The sequence below is a fragment of the Xanthomonas sp. D-99 genome (assembly GCF_017746145.1).
Lineage (GTDB): Bacteria > Pseudomonadota > Gammaproteobacteria > Xanthomonadales > Xanthomonadaceae > Xanthomonas > Xanthomonas cissicola.
The window spans coordinates 1-19,070 of the sequence record NZ_JAGHWU010000093.1; the positions used below are offsets into that span (position 1 = coordinate 1).

The window sequence follows — 19,070 nt, forward strand, 5'->3', positions numbered from 1 at the left end:
GTTGATCAGACCTTCCCTAGGTTGAGGCCGACTGGCGCTGCACTTGCAGCGTCAACATCGACCAGGAGAAATCGGATGAGTCTGCAAATTCCTCAGGGCGCCTTGGTAGTGGTGGCCGATGGCGGCGAGGCCCGCTGGTTCACCAATACCGGCAACGAAGCCAAGGTCGTGCTGCGCCAGCACGCGCGCACCGACGTGCAGAACGTCGACGACGACGGCCCGGCCGGCAAGGCGCCTCAAGACCTCACCGAAACAGACCTGGATGAAATGACGTTTGCCAAGCAGCTCTCGCACGCCTTGAACGATGGCGCCTTGAAGCATGAATACACGCATCTGGTGCTGGTGGCCGACCCCACCACGCTGGGTCGCGTGCGCCCGTTGCTGCACAAGGAAACCCAGCAGCGCCTGGTGGGGGACCTGGCCAAGGATCTGACCAACCTGCCGCTGGAAGATATCCAGCGCGCCTTGTCGTAATCAAGCGGAGCATCCAGACGATGGGGTTCGTTCGCGAGTACGCCGCCCAGGCACCGGAACGCAGCGCGGTGGAGGCACAGACCGGTTTGCAGGTCCTGGAATTCGGTACCGACTGGTGCGGCCATTGCATTGCCGCGCAGCCGCTGCTGCAAAAGCTGTTGGGCGGATACGAAGCGATCGACTACCGTAAGATCGAAGATGGAAAAGGGCGGCCGTTGGGCCGCTCCTTTCGCGTCACATTATGGCCCACCATCATCCTGCTGCGCGATGGGAAAGAACTGGCGCGCGCAGTCAGACCGCAAACGCGTGAGGATCTGCAAGATCTGTTATCGGTGCTGGATGCAGCCTGATTGCACGCAACATTGCATCGCCCCGAGATGCGCTTGCACGGCGCTGAGAATGGCGGACGGCAGTTGGCGAGCGGTCGCCTGACGCAGGCGCAGCAGTTTTTATTCTGTACAAGAAGCGAGCATCCGATGCGTCGTGCTGCTTCAGGTGCTGCGTAACGCGGGGCGTGCGCGACACCGTCGCAGTGGATGGGCACGTAGAACGAACGGGCGCGTGCGCATCGCGCACCAGTGCAGACGAATCGGCCAAAAACAAGGCGTTTCCCGCGCCTGGCACAATCGCGCCTGCATCAATTGGCCGGCTGTAGTAACATAACGCGCTGATCAAGCCCTTGGGCAATGCCCATCCCTTGGTCGTCTGTCCCGCAGCGCCGTTGAATCCACGCGGCCGTCCGGGAATGCCTCCGGTGTCATCTCAGTGCAATGCGCTGCCGTGCTTGCGTGATGTGCCGTGTCCTGTGCGTTGCCAGGGCGAGCGGGTAGCGACGGCCCGCGCCCGGCGAGATGTCCCGGGCGCAACTTACGGAGACCATAGATGCACGATGCCCGCGCGATGCGTTCGCACTTTGGCTGGTTCAAACGCCGCCGCCAGCTGCAACTGGATGAGGTCACCGTGGTGGACCGCAGCATGCTGCGCAAGGCCGTCGGCGCTGCGGCGCTCGGCAATGCGATGGAGTGGTTCGACTTCGGCGTATACGGCTATCTGGCGGTGACGCTGGGCCAGGTGTTCTTCCCGGCAAGCAACCCCACCGCACAATTGATCGCGACCTTCGCCACCTTCACCGTGGCGTTTCTGGTGCGGCCGATCGGCGGCATGGTCTTCGGACCGCTCGGCGACCGTTACGGGCGCCAGAAAGTTCTGGCCGCCACGATGATCCTGATGGCGCTGGGCACCTTCAGTATCGGACTGATTCCGGCCTACGAGCGCATTGGCCTGTGGGCGCCTGCACTGCTGTTGCTGGCGCGCGTGCTGCAGGGATTTTCCACCGGCGGCGAATACGGTGGCGCGGCCACCTTCATTGCCGAATACGCCACCGACCGTAATCGCGGCCTGATGGGCAGCTGGCTGGAGTTCGGCACGCTGGGCGGCTACATCGCCGGCGCCGCTACCGTGACCGCCTTGCACATGAGCGTGACTCCGGCGCAGATGCTCGATTGGGGCTGGCGCGTGCCGTTCCTGATCGCCGGGCCGTTGGGGTTGCTGGGCCTGTACATGCGCATGAAGCTGGAGGAGACCCCGGCATTTCGCGCCCATACCGAACAATCCGAACAGCGCGAACGGCAGACCGCCGCGCAGGGCCTGACCACGCTGCTGCGCCTGCATTGGCCGCAACTGCTCAAGTGCGTGGGCCTGGTGCTGGTGTTCAACGTCACCGACTACATGCTGCTGACCTACATGCCCAGCTACCTCAGCGTCACGATGGGTTACGCCGAGAGCAAGGGCTTGTTGCTGATCATCCTGGTGATGCTGGTGATGATGCCGCTCAACATCGTGGGCGGCATGTTCAGCGACAAGCTGGGCCGGCGGCCGATGATCATCGGTGCCTGCATCGCGCTGTTTGCGTTGGCGATCCCGTGCCTGTTGCTGATCGGCAGCGGCAACGATGGGTTGATCTTCGCCGGCCTGATGCTGCTTGGCCTGGCCTTGGTGTGCTTCACCAGCTCGATGCCGTCCACCTTGCCGGCGCTGTTCTACACGCCGGTGCGCTACAGCGCGTTGTCGATTGCCTTCAACGTTTCGGTGTCGTTGTTCGGCGGCACCACGCCGTTGGTCACTGCCTGGCTGGTGGAGCGCACCGGCGACCCGCTGGTACCGGCCTACTACCTGATGGGCGCAGCGGCGATCGGCTTGTTGACCATGCTGTTCGTGCGCGAAACCGCAGGACTGCCGCTACGCGGCTCGCCGCCGGCGGTGGCCAGCGATGCCGAAGCGCGCGCCCTGTTGCAGGCCGACAGCCCGGTGACGGTGGATGCGCAGTTGCCGGTCACCACCGCAGCCTCGATGGGTCAACCGCGCACGGCATGAGTTGTCGGCTTTCCGCACGACATGCGTCTGCGCCACAGGCGCATATCGTGCTGTTGCAGCAACCGGTGACGTAACGCAAGACGCGATGCCGGCGATGGCGCTGCGCATCGCTGCCAACTTGAAGGCGGAGCGAGGGCCAGGACCTCGAGATGACGGCTGGAGGGCTAGCAAATCGTCGCGAGCAACCGTTTGGCAATCTGCGCAGCCGCTTTGTTGGCTGTTCTTGTTCGACACGCACAGGATCGATGGAAACTTCGCCAAGTTTCAGGTCGGCACGCTGTTGCCCGTGATCGACGCAGCGCGTTGACCGATGCTGCGGCTCGCCGCTGCCGCCCTTAGCGCGGGGTGTGCGGGTTCTGCGCTGGCAACTCGGGTATCTGCATATCGGCCGACGGCGCGCCTTCGCCGGTTTCCACATAGCGTTTGAGGCTGCTGCCGAGAAAGAAACGCCAGCCCCGCGCGCAGGCCTCCCTGCACGGCGAATCGCGGTAGCCGGACTGCACGAAATCCACCTGCGTGCCCTGGCTGATGGAGCGCAGTTCAAAACGCATTACCGTGCCTTTCCAGGCATCGGTGTCGAGCATGTTGGAGTCGTGGCAGCGCCAGCACACCAGTTGGTGATCGGCGCCTTCGTCGATACTCAGTTCCACGCGCCAGCCCTGCCGGCTCCAGTCCAGGCGCACCAGATCGTCGGCCAGGCTCACTTCGCGGGTCCACCAACGCGCAAGCTGCCTGGGCTCGGACAACGCAGCGGAGACCACTTCCGGCGCGGCGGCAATGACGATGCTGTGGCGGATATCGCAATTCATCTGGTGAGCATTCGCTGCCTGGACGCCGATGATTGCCGCATTTTAACAGCCAATTGCGCTGCAGGCCCAACAGGGTCCAGTTCGCTTGTGCGGCACTCACATCGCGCTGGGTACCATCGGCCAGGTCCCAACCATGATGAGCAGGCATGACAACGCTTCCGATACCGGTGATGGACGCTGCTGCGCAGCGCGATCTGGCCACGGCCCACGCATTGCTGGAAAACCCCGGCGTGGCAGCGCAACTGGCCAATGCGCTGGGCGCGCCGATCGAGAGCCTGATCACCAAACGGCTTCCCAAGGTGGTGACCCGCAGCATCGACGGCGTGACCCGTCGCGCACTGCAGGTGGCGATGAAATCGGGGTTGCTGAGCCTGCGCGGCAAGGCCGATGCGCAGCAACCGGCATCCACGACGCGGAATACGTTGGCGGTGGCGGTTTCCGGCGGCGCAGGCGGGTTCTTCGGCCTGCCGGGCTTGATGGTGGAGCTGCCGGTGACCACGACGGTGATGCTGCGCTCCATCGCCGATATCGCCCGTGCCGAAGGCGAATCGCTGCACGACCCGGAAACCGCGCTGGCGTGCCTGGAAGTGCTGGCGCATGGCGGGCGCAGTGCCAGCGACGACGGCGCAGAATCGGGCTATTTCGCGGTGCGTGCGGCGATGGCGCAGCAATTGAGCGCCGCGGCCAGCTACGTGGCCGCGCACGGCTTCGCCAGCAAGGGTGCACCGGCGCTGGTCTCGCTGGTCTCGCGCATCGCGGCGAAGTTTTCGGTCAACGTGGGCGAAAAACTCGCCGTACAGGCGGTGCCGCTGGTCGGCGCGGTCAGCGGCGCCACGCTCAATACCGTGTTCATGCGCCATTTCCAGGCGATGGCGCGCGGACATTTCATCGTGCGTCGGCTGGAGCGTCGCTTCGGCGAAAAGGCGGTGCGGCGTGCGTATGAGGCCTTGCCGCCGCGGTGATGCGTACCGCTGCATGCGAAGGTCAGGATGAGCGAGGTCGTCGTGCAGTGGGTGCCGCAGCCATCGGCGACGCCCGCTCAACGCAATGCGCTGCGGGCACCAGGTCGCGGCATCCTGTTCACCGAACGGTTGCTGCCGAGCAATCGGTGCGCGCGATAATCGCCGCAACCACGACAGATGCCGATGATGCCCAAACCGTTTTCGCCAGCGTCCGCGCGTAACCGCGACCCGATTCTCGAGGTGTTGCGCACGCATTTTGCCGACCGGCAGCAAGTGCTGGAAATCGGTGCGGGCACCGGACAACACGCGGTGCATTTCGCTGCGGCGATGCCGTGGTTGCAGTGGCAGGCCAGCGATCACCTCGAGCATCTTGCTGGCATGCGGCAATGGCTGGACGAGGCGGCACTGCCGAACACGCCGCCACCGATTCCGTTGCAGGCCGTGCCCATGCCCACACCCGGGCTTGCACCGCCGCCCAGCCTGCCGGTGCTGCGTGACGGCCAGCGCGGCTTCGATGCGATCTACAGCGCCAATACCTTGCACATCATGGGCTGGCCGCAGGTGCAGGCCTTGTTTGCCGGATTGCCGGCGGTGATGGCGCCCGATGCAGTGCTGGCGATCTACGGGCCATTCAATCGCAATGGGCAATTCACCAGCGGCAGCAATCGCGCCTTCGACACCATGCTGCGCGAGCGCGACCGTGCCTCGGGTCTTCGCGATGCGGAAGCAGTGGATGCATTGGCGGCGTCGGTGGGATTGCAGTTGATCGACGATGTCGCGTTGCCGGCCAACAATCATTGCAGGGTGTGGCGGCGCGTGACGGTGGCGAATTGAATCGCCGGCACTGCTGAGCGTAGTGGATGGGCATGTTGTTGGGTCGGCGCAAAGTCTCACCGCGTAGCCTGCGCATGCGCGTGCGGAGGCCAACGCGCATGCGTAATGCGATGCGCAAATGACGCACCGGCAAGCCGTCTGCTCCGAATCGCATCGCGAGGTTCAAGACCACGCGCGTCTCTGTGCAGCAGGCTATTCCGCCCTGGCAACGTCAATCTGCAACGCTGCCTTTCCTACGTTCAAGCGCTTGTTACGGCAGCCGTTGCGAAGGTCGCCTCCGCTCAAACCACCACAGCGCCGCGGCCGCGCTGAGCCAGGCCAGCAGCCACGGCCAGCGCGCGCCGGGTTGTGTAGCAGGTGTGGCGAAGGGGGCGAAGGAAGTGCCGCCTGTCAGCGCAATGGTCGCTGCGCGCAGTTGCTGGGCGTACATGGCTTGCGCGTCGTTAGGCGCGCGGACATAGAGCCAGCGGTGCGTGCTGCTGCTATCCAGGCGATGCCAGCCGGGGGTTGTTGGCCAGTAGCCGGCACAACGCGGCCCGTCGCCATTGCGCTCCGGCAGTAATGGGTGGCGAGCCCGGTCAGGGTCGGTCACCCAGGCGTCGGCGCGCAGGTCGCACAGGGTCATGCGTTGTTGCGACCAGCCGTCCTGCACCGGGGTGGGCAGCGCACCGCCCGGGCGGGCGACGGCGGCAGACAACTGCGCCCAGAGCGCGGCATGCAGATCGCTGCGGCCGGCCAGCACCAGCGCGAAGCTGTCTTCGACCAGTCCGATGCCGATGCGCCCGCGGCCCTGGGCGCGCCACCAGCCCAGGGCGCTGCCATCGTCGGCGCGGGCGGCGACCAGGGCGTCGGTGGCTTGCGGTTGCAGGTCGCGACGTTGCAGCGGCGCCAGCGTCGGGGCGTCGCCAGGGCCGCTAGCAGGATCGGCCGCTGCGACCGGCGGCGAGAGCCGCTGCGGTGCGGGCACCGGGCTGCTGGTGCCGCCGCCGATGATGGCAAGGCCCAGCTCGGCCAGGGCGGCGCGGGTGCCGGCATCCAGCGGCCCGTCGGTGCGCACCAGCACGCCCAGGCCGCGCTGGATCGCCGCGCGCAGGGTCTGGCGCTGCGCAGGGCCCAGCGCCACCAGGCGGCGCGGGTCGACGATCAGCAGGTCGAGCCGGTCCAGGCTGGCCGCATCCAGCGCGGCGCCCTCGCCGAGCTGCACCCCGGGGCCGACCGCGATCTGGCTACGCACCTCCAGCCCGGCATCGCTGGCCCAGCGGCGCAGGTACTTCAGTTCCGGCTGCGGCGCGCCGGCCAGGAGCAGCACACGCGCTGTCGGCATGGCAGCGATCAGCACCGGCACCTCCACGCGGCTGCGTTCTGCACCGGCGGCATCGCGTGCACGCACGGCGAACAGCACCTGGCCCGGCGCGCGCGCCAGGCCACGCAGGCGCACGCGGCCGGCGCGATCGGCCACGGCGCTGTCCACGACCTGCCCGGCCGGATCGAGCAGTTCCACGTGCGCGTCGGGAAGGCCTTGCACTTGCGCGGCCACCGCAATGGTGTCGCCCGGGGACACTGGTGGCGGTGGCCAGACCGCAACCAGGCCGCGTGGGGCGGGATTGAGCTTCAGTCGCAGCGGAATGTTCAGGCCCTCACGGTCGCGGGCGGGCAGGCCGCTGCCATGCACGACCAGCGCCGTGGTCCCGGGTGCGCGCCGCAGTGCGGTGGCCAGGTCCGGCACACGCATCACGCCCGGTAATGCGGGTGCTTCGGGCAAGGCGACCCAGCGCGCCAGGTCGCCCGTGGAAACCTGCCCGGCGGCGGTGCCGGCGGTGGCGACATGTAGTTCGCCACCGGTACCGGCGCGTGGCGGGGGCAGCAGCACCGGATAGAGCAATGCAGCGAGCAACGGTTGGGCGGCGAGCAGCAGCCAGAGCCGGGTGCGTAAATACGGTTGCCGTTGGTGCGCCCGCACCAGGCGCATGCAGCCGATGATGGCGATCAGCAGCAATGCCGCGCCGACCAACCAGGGCGAGGAGAGCGTCATCGTTGGCGCTCCCGGCGCAATGCATCCAGAGAGCGCCCGTCGTGCAGCGTTGGCGATGCGGACCGCGCGCACGCCAGCGGACCGCTTGCTGCCATGTCTACAGACGACACCGGTCCGAACGACCGGTGCACCGGAAGAAGGCGGATCAGGGTGGGACTCACGGCGGGGTCTCCTGCCGCAGCGCATCCAGGTAGCGCTGGCCGCGCGGGTCGGGCGCGGCGCGGCGGTGTGGTGCTGCCGGCGGGGCGAGCAGGGTGCGCCAGACCTGGGCGCGAAGCTGGGCGCGGCAACGGGCACAATCGGGTTCGGCGCGCAGGGTTTCCACGGCGGCGGCCAGGCCCAGCGGGTCGTGCAGGCTGTCTTGCTTGGTCTGCAGCCACTGTGCGTAACGGGCCAGGGTGGCGTCGGGCACTGGGGCCGCCTCGCCCAACGCATCCCACAGCTGCAGCGCGGACGGGTCCGGGTCCGGGCGGGTGTCCAGCCCGGCGGCGCGGTCGCCCAGGCCGGCGCGATCGCCGCTCAGACGCCGGCTGGGGTCGATCGGCGGCAATTGCGCGCCCACGCGCGCCAGGTAGATGCGTTCGGCCTGCTGCACCTGTTTGATGAAGCCCAGCGCCTTGTTGGCGTACGGCAGCGCGCGCTCGGGGTGGCCCTGACGCAGCTCGCCTTCGGATTGCCACATCTGGTCCAGCGCGGCGCGCAGCAGGGCGCGGGTCTGCGGGTCGAGCAGGGTGGCGGCTTCGGCGTGGTCGTGGGTATGGCCGAATTCGGCCAGCACGTTTTCCGCCTGGCCGAAGCGGCTGCGCTCGGGCCGGCCGTCGCTGCCGCCGTGATCGTGGTCGTGGTCGTCGTCCAGTGCGGCAGCGCCGGGTGCGGCGGCGTGGGCGTCATGAGCGTGATCGTCGTGGTCATGCCCGGCGTGCGTGTTCGAAGCGGCGGGCGCGCCTGGCGCATCGGCGGTGGGCAACTCGTCGGCCGGGGCGTCGCTGGTGGGCGGCGCGTCGGCAGTCGGCGGCCCTTGCGGCGCGCCCTCGCTTTCCTCGCCCAGGAACTGGCCGTAGCGCAGCCGCAGCAGGCGCTGGTCCACGCCGATGGCGTCCGAGCGCTTGAGGAAGGTGGCCGCGTCCAGGCGCGGTTTCTCCTTCAGTAGCGCTTCGGCGTCGATGATGATCTGGCGCTGGCTGCGGAAGTAGGCCGGCAAGGTCTGCTTGACGCTGGCTTCCAGGCCGGCGGCCATGGTCTGTTCGGGCGGCGGCCAGCGCAGGATCACGCTGGCGCTGCGGCCTTCCTGCGGGCCCGGCTGGCGGCTGTCGTGGACGATGAGCTGGGCAATCAGGTCGTCGCCCGCGGCCATGCCCAGCGCGTGCGGCTCCAGGGTGATGGCGAAGCTGCGTTGCCTGGCCGGGCCACTGCCGGTCAGCGTGCGGCGCTGGGTGCTGAAGGTGATGTTTTCGCCGCTGCCCTGGGCCAGGGTGAGGCGCAGCTCGGCGCTGGTGGCCACCGCGTAGTCGTCGCTGGCCTCGAAGCGTAGCGTCCAGGTGCGGGCGGCCGGGGACCACAGCACCAGGCTCTGCTCGGGCGCAAGCACGCGCACCTGCGGTGGGCGGTCGGGCAGCACGTCCAGCCGATGCAGCTGGCGGTCGGCCGGCGCGCCGTCGATGAGGATGCGGTACAGGCTGGCGCGCTCGGCGACCCAGTGGCCCTGCCAGATATCGCCACTGCCTTGCCGGGCCAGCGCGATGGTGCTGCCGTCGGTGAGCCGCAGGGCCACGCTGCGCGGCGCCGGGCCGACCTGCAGTTGCCAGTCCAGCCGGGTGCCGGCCGGCACTTTCGCATCCAGGCCGGGCAGGCGCGCGGCGGGCAGAGCGGTGTAGGCCGGCGGGCTGCTGCGCAGCTGCGCCTGCCGCAGCGTGGGCGCGCCGCTGCTGGCACGCGCGGCGGCCACGCGGTCGGCCGGCAGCGTACGTTGGGGGGCCGGATGTGGCCACAGCGCCAGCGCGGCGCAGGCGAGCACACCCAGCACGCTCCAGGGCCAGGCGCGGCGCCACGGCCAGGCCGGGCGCAGATCGCGTGGGCTGCTGCGCAGGCGCTGCTCCAGCCGTTGCCGTTGCAGGGTCTGCAGCGGACCGAGCCGGGCGGCCGGGGCGAACAGCAAATCGCTGCTGTCTTCCAGGTCTGCATCGCGATCCAGCCGGCGGATCAGCCAGCTCTGGTCGAGCCGCCGCGCGGCCAGCAGCGCCACGCCGCCCAGTGCCAGCAGGCCCAGAAGCAGCAGCGCCACCGCGGTTGCCTGCGCACCGGCGCGCCATGCCAGCGCCGCCGGCACCGCTGCCAGCGGCAGCCCGAACAGCAGCACGCTTGCGGCCTGTCGCCGCCGTGCTGCCTGCCACGCCCGCTGCAGTGCCGGCGTGCTCATGCGGGAGTGGCCCGGCGCGGCGCGGTGGCCAGCCAGCGTTCGAGCGCGAACAGCAGCAGCACCAGGCCGATCAGCCACGGCGCCAGCGGCCACGGTGCGGTGCTCAGGCGGCTGGCGGCACCGCGTTGCGGTTGCTGGGTCTGCGCCAGCGCGCGCTGCGGTGTGGGCAGCGGCTGCAGGGCGTCGTGCAGGCGGGTGGGGAAATCGGCATCCAGCAGCGCCGGCAGTTGCTGCGGCTGCAGCGGTGCGGCCCAGCGCAACACGCGTCCGCGGCCGCGCGCTGCGGCATCGAGCAATGGCTCGCCCGACGTAGCCTGTTGCACGGGCTGCAGCGTCGCGGCGAGGTTGGGCGGGAGGGGTGTCTGCGCATCCAGCACCAGCTGCCCACCGGCTGCGACCCAGGCCATCACCGGCGCCGGCGGGGCACTGCGCGAGAGCCATGCCACCACGGTGCCGGGCTGCCAGCGCGAAGGCTGCGCATCGGCCGGCGTGCCCACCGGCAAGCTGCCCGGCAGCGCCCAGGCGGCATGCACGCCGCGCAGATAGCGCAGGGCCGGCGCGGCGCGGCAGCGGCGGGCGCCGCAAGCGGCGACTGGCCGGGCACGACCTGCCACCGCACCTGATGCGACAGCTGCAGCCGTTGCGCATCCAGCGGGCCCCACTGGGACGGCACGATCACGCTGAGCGCCGCATCTGGCGGCAGGCTGGCATCGAGCTCGCGCAACAGGCTGGAGACCGGTTGCGTCGCGCCCGCAGGCGTGGCGAGAGTCTTGGGGGTCTCGGCATAGGCATCGGCATCGACCGGAGGGAAGCCCGGCGCCAGCCATACCCAGTGCGCGTCCGCGGCGTGGCTCAGCTGGCGTGCGGCGGCCACATCCACCCCTGGGCTGAGCGCAATGCGTGGGCGAACATCGTCATGATCGCGCACGGCCGGTTCGGCCAGCAGCAGCGCCACGGCGGCCAGCAGCAGCAAGCGCACCAGCAGCAGCGGCCATTCGTCCAAACGCACGCGGTGGCGTGGGCGCGGTATCGCACGCAACCAGCGCAACGCGGCGAAGTCGGTCGGCCGGTGTTCGCTGCGCCGGGCCAGATGGATCAGCAAGGGCAGCAGCAACGCGGCCAGCGCGGCCAGGCCGGCGGGGAAAAGCAACAGCAAGTTCATCGCGGCACCCGCTTGGCGACATGCTCGCGGCCGACCTGCCAGCTCATCGCTGCGCGCCTTGCCCGAACAACTGGCGCAACGCCGCGTCGGGTGCAGCGTCCAGATGATGCAGTGCATGTGCGATGCCGGCGGCCCGCCAGCGCGCCTGTTGCGCGCGCTGTGCAGCACCGAAGCGTTGCAAATACTCGGCGCGCATGGCCGCGCCATCGCTCAGCAATTCTTCGCCGGTTTCCGGATCGCGAAACCGGTGCCCGCCGCTGAAATCGAAATCGCGTTCGTCGCGGGTCAGTACCTGCAGTTGCATGACCTCGCGGCGCGCGGCGGCGAGTTTTTCCAGTGCAGCGTTGAGTTCTTCGTCGAAGCCATCGCCGATCGACAGCACTAGCGCATGCGTGGCGATGCGTTCCCACAGCGGGCGCACGGCGGCCATGCCCGGCCAACGCCCCCCGGCGCGCAATCCATGCAGGGCCAGCCATAGCCGGTCGCGTTGCCGCGGCCCGGCGCCGGCCGGCACTGCCACCAGCCCGCCGCCGTGTACCGCGAACAGGCCGACCTGATCGCCCTGCTGCAGCGCGATTTCTGCAGCGCAGGCGGCCAGCGTCGCCATCGCCTGCAGGCGCGTGCCGCCGGGGCGCGCGTGATCGGCCTGGCCGGCGGAGGCAGTGGCATCGAGCAACAACCACAGCGTCAGCGGGCTTTCGCGCTCGGCTTCGCGCACGAAGAAGCGGTCCGAGCGCGCGTAGAGCTTCCAGTCGATCTGGCGCAGCGCATCGCCCGGTTCATAGGCGCGGTATTGCGCGAATTCCAGCCCGGCGCCGCGGCTGCGGCTGGCGTGTTGGCCGATGCCGTGCGCACCCTGTGCGTGACGCGCACGCAGCTGCAGACCACGCAGGCGGCTGCGCACGTCGCTGGGAATCAATGCCGGCACGTCCACACTCACGCCGCGCTAGGCCTCACGCCGGAAATGGCACGGCACGCAGCAATGCGGCGACCACGTCGTCGGCGGTGCGTTGTTCGGCCTCGGCCGCAAACGAGAGCAACAGGCGGTGGCGCATGACCGGCGCCGCAAGCGCCACCACGTCTTCGCGGGTGGCTGCAAAGCGGCCGTGCAGCAGTGCGCGCGCCTTGGACGCCAGCACCAGCGACTGCCCCGCACGTGGGCCGGCGCCCCATTTGATCCACTGGCGCACCTCGTCGCTGGCCTGCGGGCCGGGACGGCTGGCACGCACCAGGCGGTTGATCCAGGTCAGCAACTCCGCGCCCACATGCACTTGCCGCACGTGCTGCTGCAGCGCCTGCACGCTGGCCGCGTCCATCACCTTGGGCACCTGCGCGCTTGCGCTGCCGGTGGTCTGGCTGAGGATGTCGCGCTCTTCCTGTTCGCTGGGGTAACCCACGCGCACATGCAGCAGGAAGCGATCCAGCTGCGCTTCCGGCAACGGGTAGGTGCCGGCCTGTTCAATCGGGTTCTGCGTGGCCAGCACGAAGAACGGTGCCGGCAGCGCATAGGTGGTGCCGGCATAGCTGACGGTGCGTTCGCTCATCGCTTCCAGCAATGCGGCCTGCGTCTTGGGCGGGGTGCGGTTGAGTTCGTCGGCCAGCAGCAGGTTGGTAAAGATCGGCCCCTGCTGAAAGCGGAAATGCCGATGCCCGGTGCCGTGGTCTTCTTCCAGCAACTCGGTGCCCAGGATGTCGCTGGGCATCAAGTCGGGCGTGAACTGCACGCGGCGAAACTGCAGTTCCAGCGCCTGCCCCAGCGAGCGCACCAGCAGCGTCTTGCCCAGGCCAGGCGCGCCTTCCAGCAGGCAATGGCCGCCGGCGAGCAGGCCGATCAGCAATTGCTCCACCACCGCGTCCTGGCCCACCACCGCCTGGGCCAGGGCCGCGCGCAACGTGCCCAGCTGGGCACGTTGCGCGGCGAGGATGTCGTGGTTGGGGGCGTTCATACGGGAGATCTCGTTGGATGGCTGCTGATGTAGGAGCGCGCCTGCGCGCGATGCTTCACAGATACATTTTCATCGCGTGCGAGCGTGCTCCTGCAGGGCGATCGACATGCCGCGATCAATTGGTCAACGCATACATCACGATGTTCACGGCGAACTTGGTGTTGTCTTCGGCCAGAAAACGCTTGTTGCGCCAGTCGTAATCCCATTCGCAGCCGTAATCCTTGTTGCTGTATAGCACCCCGAGGCGGCCATCGATGCTGATGCCCTTGAGATAGTCGTGCACCAGATCGTCGCCCCAGCCATTGAGCTCGAAACCGGTTGCCGGCGGGCCATCGGGGAAGGCGAAGAAGGCGCTGTAGAGCCGATGGTTCTTGGGCAGTTTCTGCAGCGCGCTCTTGCCGAAGATCGAGGTCATTTGCGCTTCGAACGAAGTGGCGAACAAACCATCGATATCGTGGTTGCAATCGTCCACGAACACGAAGCCGCCGTTGCGCACATAGCGCTCGAAATTGCGCCGCTCGGCCGGGTTGAACTCCACCAGCTTGTGCCCGGACAGATAGCAGAACGGCGCCTGCAACATGCGGGGGTCGGCCAGATCCAGCACATGTTCCTGCGGATCCACGCGCAGCTGGGTGTAGTCGATCAACGAGGTGATCAGGTTGGACGGCATGCGCGCATCCACATCCCAATCGCCGGAGTCGTAGCGCAACCGGGTAAACCAGAAATCGTAAGCCTTGGCCGCACGTGCTTGCCGCGGCAGCGCCAACGCCAACGTGGAGACGCTGCCGAGCAGCAGGCCAAGGAAACGACGGCGCGATGTCGTCGCTGGGAGGGAACCGGGAACCGGAAGCACTGGTGAACGCTCAGGTTGAGTGGAGCGGCTCCCGCTCTCCCATTCCCGATTCCCCACTCCCAATTCCCGGCCCTCAGTCACACCGCATCCGACAACGAGGTAAACGTGAAGTCGCGTAGCCGCATCGGCGGAATCATCATCACGAAGTTGGATTCGTCGCCGGCCACGCGCACCGGCTTGCCCAACTCGTCGATGTTGTTGAGCATGATCACCGGCGATTCGTTGAAGCGGAAGTTCTTCACCGGGTACTTGATCTGGCCGTTCTCGATGTAGAAGGTGCCGTCGCGGGTGAGCCCGGTCAGCAGCACCGTCTGCGGGTCGACCATGCGGATGTACCAGGTCCGCGTGACCAGGATGCCCTTCTCGGTGCCGCGCACCAGCTCGGCGATGTTCTTCTCGCCACCGGCCATCAACAGATTGCCTGGTTCGCCGACCGCGCGCTTGCCGTTCTTCTGTGCCCAGAAGCGCGAATACTGCAGGTTGGCGATCTTGCCGTTTTCCACGATGGCCATCTTTTCGCGCGGCAGGCCTTCTTCGTCCCACGGCATCACCGCCGCACGCGGATCCCACGGATCGGCGGTGATGTTCACGCGCGGGTCGTAGACCTGCTCGCCCAGCTTGTTGCCGCCGCCTTTCTTGGACAGGAAGCTGCGCCCCTCATCGGCGCGGCGTGCGTCGAAGAAATTCATCATGAAGGAAATCAGCCCCGCTGCCGCGGCCGGCTCCAGGATCACGGTGTACTTGCCCGGCTCCAGCGCCTTGGCTTCGGCCGAATCGCTGGCCTTGCGCATCGCAATGCGGATGTCCTGCTCGGCCTTGAAGTCGGCGGCGTCTTTCAGATTGCGGCCCACCCAGCCCGAGCCGCGGCCGTCTTCGGTACGCACGGTGCAGGTGTAGTCGAAGCGCGCACCGCGCTGGTAACCGAAATTGCCCTTGCTGTTGGCGAATGCGGTAAAGCTCTGGCCATCTTCCAGGAAGCCTGCGGCGATCAGGCCCTTGCCCTTGCACGGGGCGATCGAATCGGCCGCCACCTGCGCGCGGAACGCCGGGTCCACCGCTGCGGTGGATTCGCTGAAGGTGGGGCTGGGTTTGTAGGTCTGCTTGTCGACCGCCGGCATGAATTCCGGATTTTCCGGAGCCAGCCGCGCCAGGTCTTCGGCGCGACGCACCACCCGTTCCAGCGAGGCGTCGTCGAACTCGTTGATCGTGGCAACGCCCACGCGCTTGCCGAACGCCACCTGCACCTGCAGGTCGGTGTTGTCGACGATGCCGCTGGTGGAGACGTTGTTGAGCGCAAAACGGATATTGCCGTCGATCGAGCCGGTGAGCGTGGCGGTGCACTCGTCGGCCTTGGACAGCTTGATGACCTTGTCCAGAATGGCCTTGGCCTGCGCTTCGGTAAGGATGCTCATGTGGGTTTCTCCTGTCAGCCGAGCGAGCGGGCGGTGCTGATGACGTTGATGCCATCGAAGCGGGCGGTGGACGAACCGTGCGAGACCGCCGAGACCTGGCTCGGCTGGCCCTTGCCGTCGAAGAACGAACCGCCCAGGCGGTAGTCACGCTGGTCGGCCACGGCGCTGCAGGCGTTCCAGAATTCCGGCGTGCGGATCTGGTAGGCCACGTCTTCGAGCATGCGGGTGATGGCGCCGTTCTTAATTTCGTAGAACAGCTGGCCACCGAACTGCGCGTTGTAACGCTGCTGGTCGATCGAGAACGAGCCATCGCCGATGATGTAGATGCCGTTTTCCACGTTCTTGATCAGATCGCTCACGCTCAGCGGCGTCTTGCCGGCGGCCAGCGACACGTTGGCCATGCGCTGGAACTGCACGCTCGACCACGAGTCGGCATAGCAGCAGCCATCGGAGGCGGTCTTGCCCAGAATATGCGCCTGATCGCGGATGGCCTGGTAGTCCACCAGCTTGCCGTCGCGGATCAGGTCCCACTGCTTGGTCTTGACGCCTTCATCGTCGTAGCCCACCGCGCCGAGGCTGCCTGCCTGCGTCTTGTCGGCCAGGATATGCACCTTGTCGCTGCCGTACTGGAAACCGGCCTTGAGCTTGTCCAGTGTGGCGAAGCTGGTGCCGGCGTAATTGGCTTCGTAGCCGAGTACGCGGTCCAGCTCCAGCGGGTGACCGATCGACTCGTGGATGGTGAGCCAGGTGTGCGAGGGATCCAGCACCAGGTCGTACTTGCCGGGCTTGACCGAGGGCGCCTTGAGCTTTTCCTGCGCCTGTTTGGCCGCCGCAATCGCGTCTTCCTTCATGTCGTACGACAAGCCGTAATTGACCACGCCGTTGGGCGAGACGAACTTGCCGGACGCGGCGCCATCGAGATATTCGTAGCCCAGCCCCATCGGCGCGGACAACCCGTCGCGGGTGCGGAACTTGCCGCTGGCCTTGTCGATGGCGGTCACGCTCATCGGCGCCCAGATGCGGTGCACGTCCTGGTCGATGTAGGAGCCGTCGGTGCTGGCGAAATACTTCTGCTCGTTGACCACGAACAGCATCGAGTTGACGAAGTTGGCGCCGGCGGCGGTGGCGGCGGCGTTGACGCCCAGCAGCAGGTCCACCTTGTCCTTGATCGGCACGTCCATCGCGTTCTTCTTGATCGGCGTCTTCCAGCTCACCTCGCCCACGCCCGGCGTCGGCGCCAGTTGCACCGGCGTGCCCTGCACCTTGGCGTTGGCCTTGGCGATCGCCGCGGCCTGCGCGGCCGCCTTGGCCACGCCCTGCTCGGTGAGCTCGTTGGTGGCGGCAAAGCCCCACGCGCCGCCCACGATGACGCGGATGCCGGCACCGATGGACTCGGTGTTGACCACGTTCTGCACCTTGTCCTCGCGGGTGATCACGAACTGGCGCAAATAGCGGCCAACGCGCACATCGCAATAGCTCGCTCCGGCCTGACGCGCCGCGTTCAAGCCGGCATCGGCCAGACGCTTCTTGCGGCCCACATCGAAGGGCGTCAGCAACTGCTCGGCGGCAATGGCCTTGCCGAAGTAGGCAGGCACGATCAGCCCGCCCATGGTCAGCCCGGTGAGGGCCAGGAAATCACGTCGCTGCACGGGCAACTCCCCAATAGTCCCGCGCGGCGCGCAGGTGGTGTGGTGACACGCACATGGCTCTGCGCGCGGTATCCCCGATTCTTGCCGGGCGATGAATGCTGCGTCAAATGACTTTCGGCAGGGGTAGGTATGCAGACTTGGTCCGTATGAGCCAGTGGCACTGCGGGCTTGCGCTGACGCGTGGCAAGCGCGGCTGGCGGTGTTCGATGACTGTTGCCGCGTGTTGGATGCGCAGACCGATTTCCTTCCCAGCACACGTCGAGCAAAACGCGAGCGTTCACCAAGCGATCGGTCCATCTGGTGCGGGTACCGCGCACTCGACGCTGCGGGTTGCGGCAGGGCCCTTGCCTGCCCACCCTCGCAGGACACGCTGCAAGTACGTCCTTGTAAGCTCCTTGGCGGCATCCATGCCGCCAAGGGTCCCGCGACGGTGCGCGGGCAAGGACCAGTCGAGCTGGTCGGTGTGCAGAGCTTCAATCAGGAAGCTGCTATCGGCCTGGCGCAGTATGTTGCTATTCAACAAAGTCACCAAACGAACTGTCTCGCGTGGTGTCCCGCGAGCGATGCGGGCACCGCGCACTCGACGCACTAATCGCTAAATTGCCCAGCAATTCCAACAGGGGAAATCGCAGCGTCCGATGTGATTGGTCAGCGCAACCACATCAATCGCAGCGCAGCTCATCCAACGACAATCACCCCAACGAACGTGCGGTATTGATCACATTGATGCCATCGAAGCGCGCGGTAGACGCACCATGCGACACCGCCGAGACCTGGCTCGGTTGTCCCTTGCCATCGAAGAACGAGCCACCCAGGCGGAAATCGCGTTGATCGCACACCGCGCTGCAGGCATTCCAGAATTCCGGCGTGCGGATCTGGTACGCGCCATCTTCCACCAAGCGCGTGACCTGGCCGTTTTCGATCTCGTAGAACAGCTGCCCGCCGAACTGCGCGTTATAGCGCTGCTGATCGATCGAATACGAACCGCGCCCATGGATGTACAAGCCGCGCTCCACGTTCTTGATCATCTCGGCAACCGCCAACGGCGTCTTGCCTGGCGCCAACGACACATTGGGCATGCGTTGGAACTGCACGTTCGACCAGGAATCGGCGTAGCTACAGCCATCGGACGCGGTCTTGCCGAGCAGATGCGACTGATCGCGCGTGCACTGGTAATCGACCAGGATGCCGTCCTTCACCAGCTCCCACTGCTTGGTCTTGACGCCTTCATCGTCGTACCCTACCGCACCCAAGCTGCCAGTCTGCGTTTTGTCGGCGACGAAGGTCACCGCATCGCTGCCCCAGCGGTAACCGGCATCGCGCTTGTCCAGTGTGGCGAAACTGGTGCCGGCGTAGTTGGCCTCGTAACCGAGCACACGATCGAGCTCCAGCGGGTGCCCGACCGACTCATGGATGGTGAGGAACAGATTGCTCGGGTCGATCACCAGATCGTACTTGCCTGCCTTCACCGACGGTGCGGTGAGTTTGGCGCGCGCCTGCCTGGCCGCGGCGATCGCATCTTCGCGCGCGTCGTAGCTGTGCCCGTAACCGATCAGCCCACCCGGCAGCTGGTGCTTCTGGCTGGCATCCCCATCCAGATATTCGTAGCCCATGCCCATCGGCGAGGACAGCCCGTCGCGGCTGCGGAACTTGCCGCTGGCCTTGTCCACTGCGGTGACGGTGAACGGCAGCCACAACCGGTGCACGTCCTGATCGATGTAGGAGCCATCGCTGCTGGCGAAATATTTTTGCTCGTTGATCGCAAACATGCGCGAGGCCACGAAGGTGGCGCCAGCGTTGAGCGCAGCGGCGTTGACGTCCATCAGCAGAGCCACCTTGTCCTGCAGCGGCACTCCCATGGCGTTCTTCCTGATCGGCGTCTTCCAGCTGACCTGCCCGACCGGCGTCACCGGCGCCAGCTGCACCGGCGTGCCGCCCAAGCGCGCATTCGCCTTGGCAATGGCCACCGCCTGCCGCGTGGCGGTGGCCACGCCATCGCTGGTCAACGTGTTGGTGGCCGCAAACCCCGGTAATCCCCCCACTTTTAGCGGTCGCCAGAAGTGGAGCTAAGCGGCCATCGCCAACTTCATGGCAGGCGTGATGCCGCCGAGCGCCATATTCGGACGCTCGTGGTTGTACGTCCATAGC

General features: G+C 67.1%; 13 protein-coding genes and 2 pseudogenes. 5 read left to right on the forward strand and 10 right to left on the reverse strand.

Annotated features, from left to right (window positions below):
• The first annotated feature begins 75 nt into the window (after positions 1–75).
• The 3 genes from J7360_RS20185 to proP all read left to right on the forward strand — a co-directional run bounded on the left by J7360_RS20185 (position 76) and on the right by proP (position 2,847).
• Positions 76–474: a host attachment family protein gene (locus tag J7360_RS20185; protein ID WP_003487911.1), complete on the forward strand. Its 399-nt coding sequence runs from the start codon at positions 76–78 to the stop codon at positions 472–474.
• 20 nt (positions 475–494) lie between these two features.
• Positions 495–824 carry a thioredoxin family protein gene (locus J7360_RS20190; protein ID WP_007962294.1) on the forward strand — a complete coding sequence of 110 codons (330 nt, stop codon included), beginning with the start codon at positions 495–497 and terminating at the stop codon, positions 822–824.
• Positions 825–1,356: 532 nt separating this feature from the next.
• The gene (proP, locus tag J7360_RS20195) at positions 1,357–2,847 is read left to right on the forward strand and encodes a glycine betaine/L-proline transporter ProP (RefSeq protein ID WP_007962295.1); all 1,491 of its coding nucleotides are present in this window, start codon (positions 1,357–1,359) and stop codon (positions 2,845–2,847) included.
• A gap of 335 nt (positions 2,848–3,182) precedes the next feature.
• On the opposite strand, the gene J7360_RS20200 is transcribed toward proP, so the two are convergent.
• Entirely contained in the window at positions 3,183–3,656 is a 474-nt protein-coding gene (locus tag J7360_RS20200; protein ID WP_007970388.1) for an SRPBCC domain-containing protein, read from the reverse strand.
• Positions 3,657–3,826: 170 nt separating this feature from the next.
• Between J7360_RS20200 and J7360_RS20205 the strand changes: the two genes are divergently transcribed.
• Positions 3,827–4,618 (forward strand): EcsC family protein, encoded by a 792-nt coding sequence (locus J7360_RS20205; protein WP_209034659.1) that lies wholly within the window; start codon positions 3,827–3,829, stop codon positions 4,616–4,618.
• Between the two features lie 177 nt (positions 4,619–4,795).
• A complete protein-coding gene (locus tag J7360_RS20210) occupies positions 4,796–5,452 on the forward strand; it encodes a DUF938 domain-containing protein (RefSeq protein WP_040092218.1) in 657 nt (218 codons plus the stop codon).
• Positions 5,453–5,702: 250 nt separating this feature from the next.
• Here the strand turns inward: J7360_RS20210 and J7360_RS20215 are convergent, their stop codons facing one another.
• From J7360_RS20215 to J7360_RS20255, 9 genes and pseudogenes are all read right to left on the reverse strand, one after another.
• Positions 5,703–7,484, reverse strand: coding sequence for a carboxypeptidase-like regulatory domain-containing protein (locus J7360_RS20215; protein ID WP_209034649.1), 1,782 nt, complete (start codon positions 7,482–7,484; stop codon positions 5,703–5,705).
• Positions 7,485–7,641: 157 nt separating this feature from the next.
• Positions 7,642–9,900: a hypothetical protein gene (locus tag J7360_RS20220; RefSeq protein WP_057663565.1), complete on the reverse strand. Its 2,259-nt coding sequence runs from the start codon at positions 9,898–9,900 to the stop codon at positions 7,642–7,644.
• A pseudogene (locus tag J7360_RS20225) lies at positions 9,897–11,062 on the reverse strand (BatA domain-containing protein). The gene J7360_RS20220 and the pseudogene J7360_RS20225 overlap by 4 nt, the downstream one beginning before the upstream one ends.
• Before the next feature lie 43 nt (positions 11,063–11,105).
• A complete protein-coding gene (locus tag J7360_RS20230; protein ID WP_209034651.1) occupies positions 11,106–12,002 on the reverse strand; it encodes a DUF58 domain-containing protein in 897 nt (298 codons plus the stop codon).
• A 13-nt stretch (positions 12,003–12,015) separates the two neighbouring features.
• A complete protein-coding gene (locus J7360_RS20235; RefSeq protein ID WP_057663574.1) occupies positions 12,016–13,008 on the reverse strand; it encodes a MoxR family ATPase in 993 nt (330 codons plus the stop codon).
• Positions 13,009–13,123: 115 nt separating this feature from the next.
• A complete protein-coding gene (locus J7360_RS20240; protein ID WP_209034653.1) occupies positions 13,124–13,942 on the reverse strand; it encodes a DUF4159 domain-containing protein in 819 nt (272 codons plus the stop codon).
• On the reverse strand, positions 13,939–15,273 hold the full coding sequence (locus tag J7360_RS20245; RefSeq protein WP_209034655.1) for a TldD/PmbA family protein: 1,335 nt from the start codon (positions 15,271–15,273) through the stop codon (positions 13,939–13,941). Before J7360_RS20245 ends, J7360_RS20240 begins: the two co-directional genes overlap by 4 nt.
• 14 nt (positions 15,274–15,287) lie before the next feature.
• The gene (locus tag J7360_RS20250; protein ID WP_209034657.1) at positions 15,288–16,922 is read right to left on the reverse strand and encodes a metallopeptidase TldD-related protein; all 1,635 of its coding nucleotides are present in this window, start codon (positions 16,920–16,922) and stop codon (positions 15,288–15,290) included.
• Positions 16,923–17,614: 692 nt separating this feature from the next.
• Positions 17,615–18,964 (reverse strand): annotated as a pseudogene (locus J7360_RS20255) (TldD/PmbA family protein); the annotation flags it as partial.
• Positions 18,965–19,070: the final 106 nt, after the last annotated feature.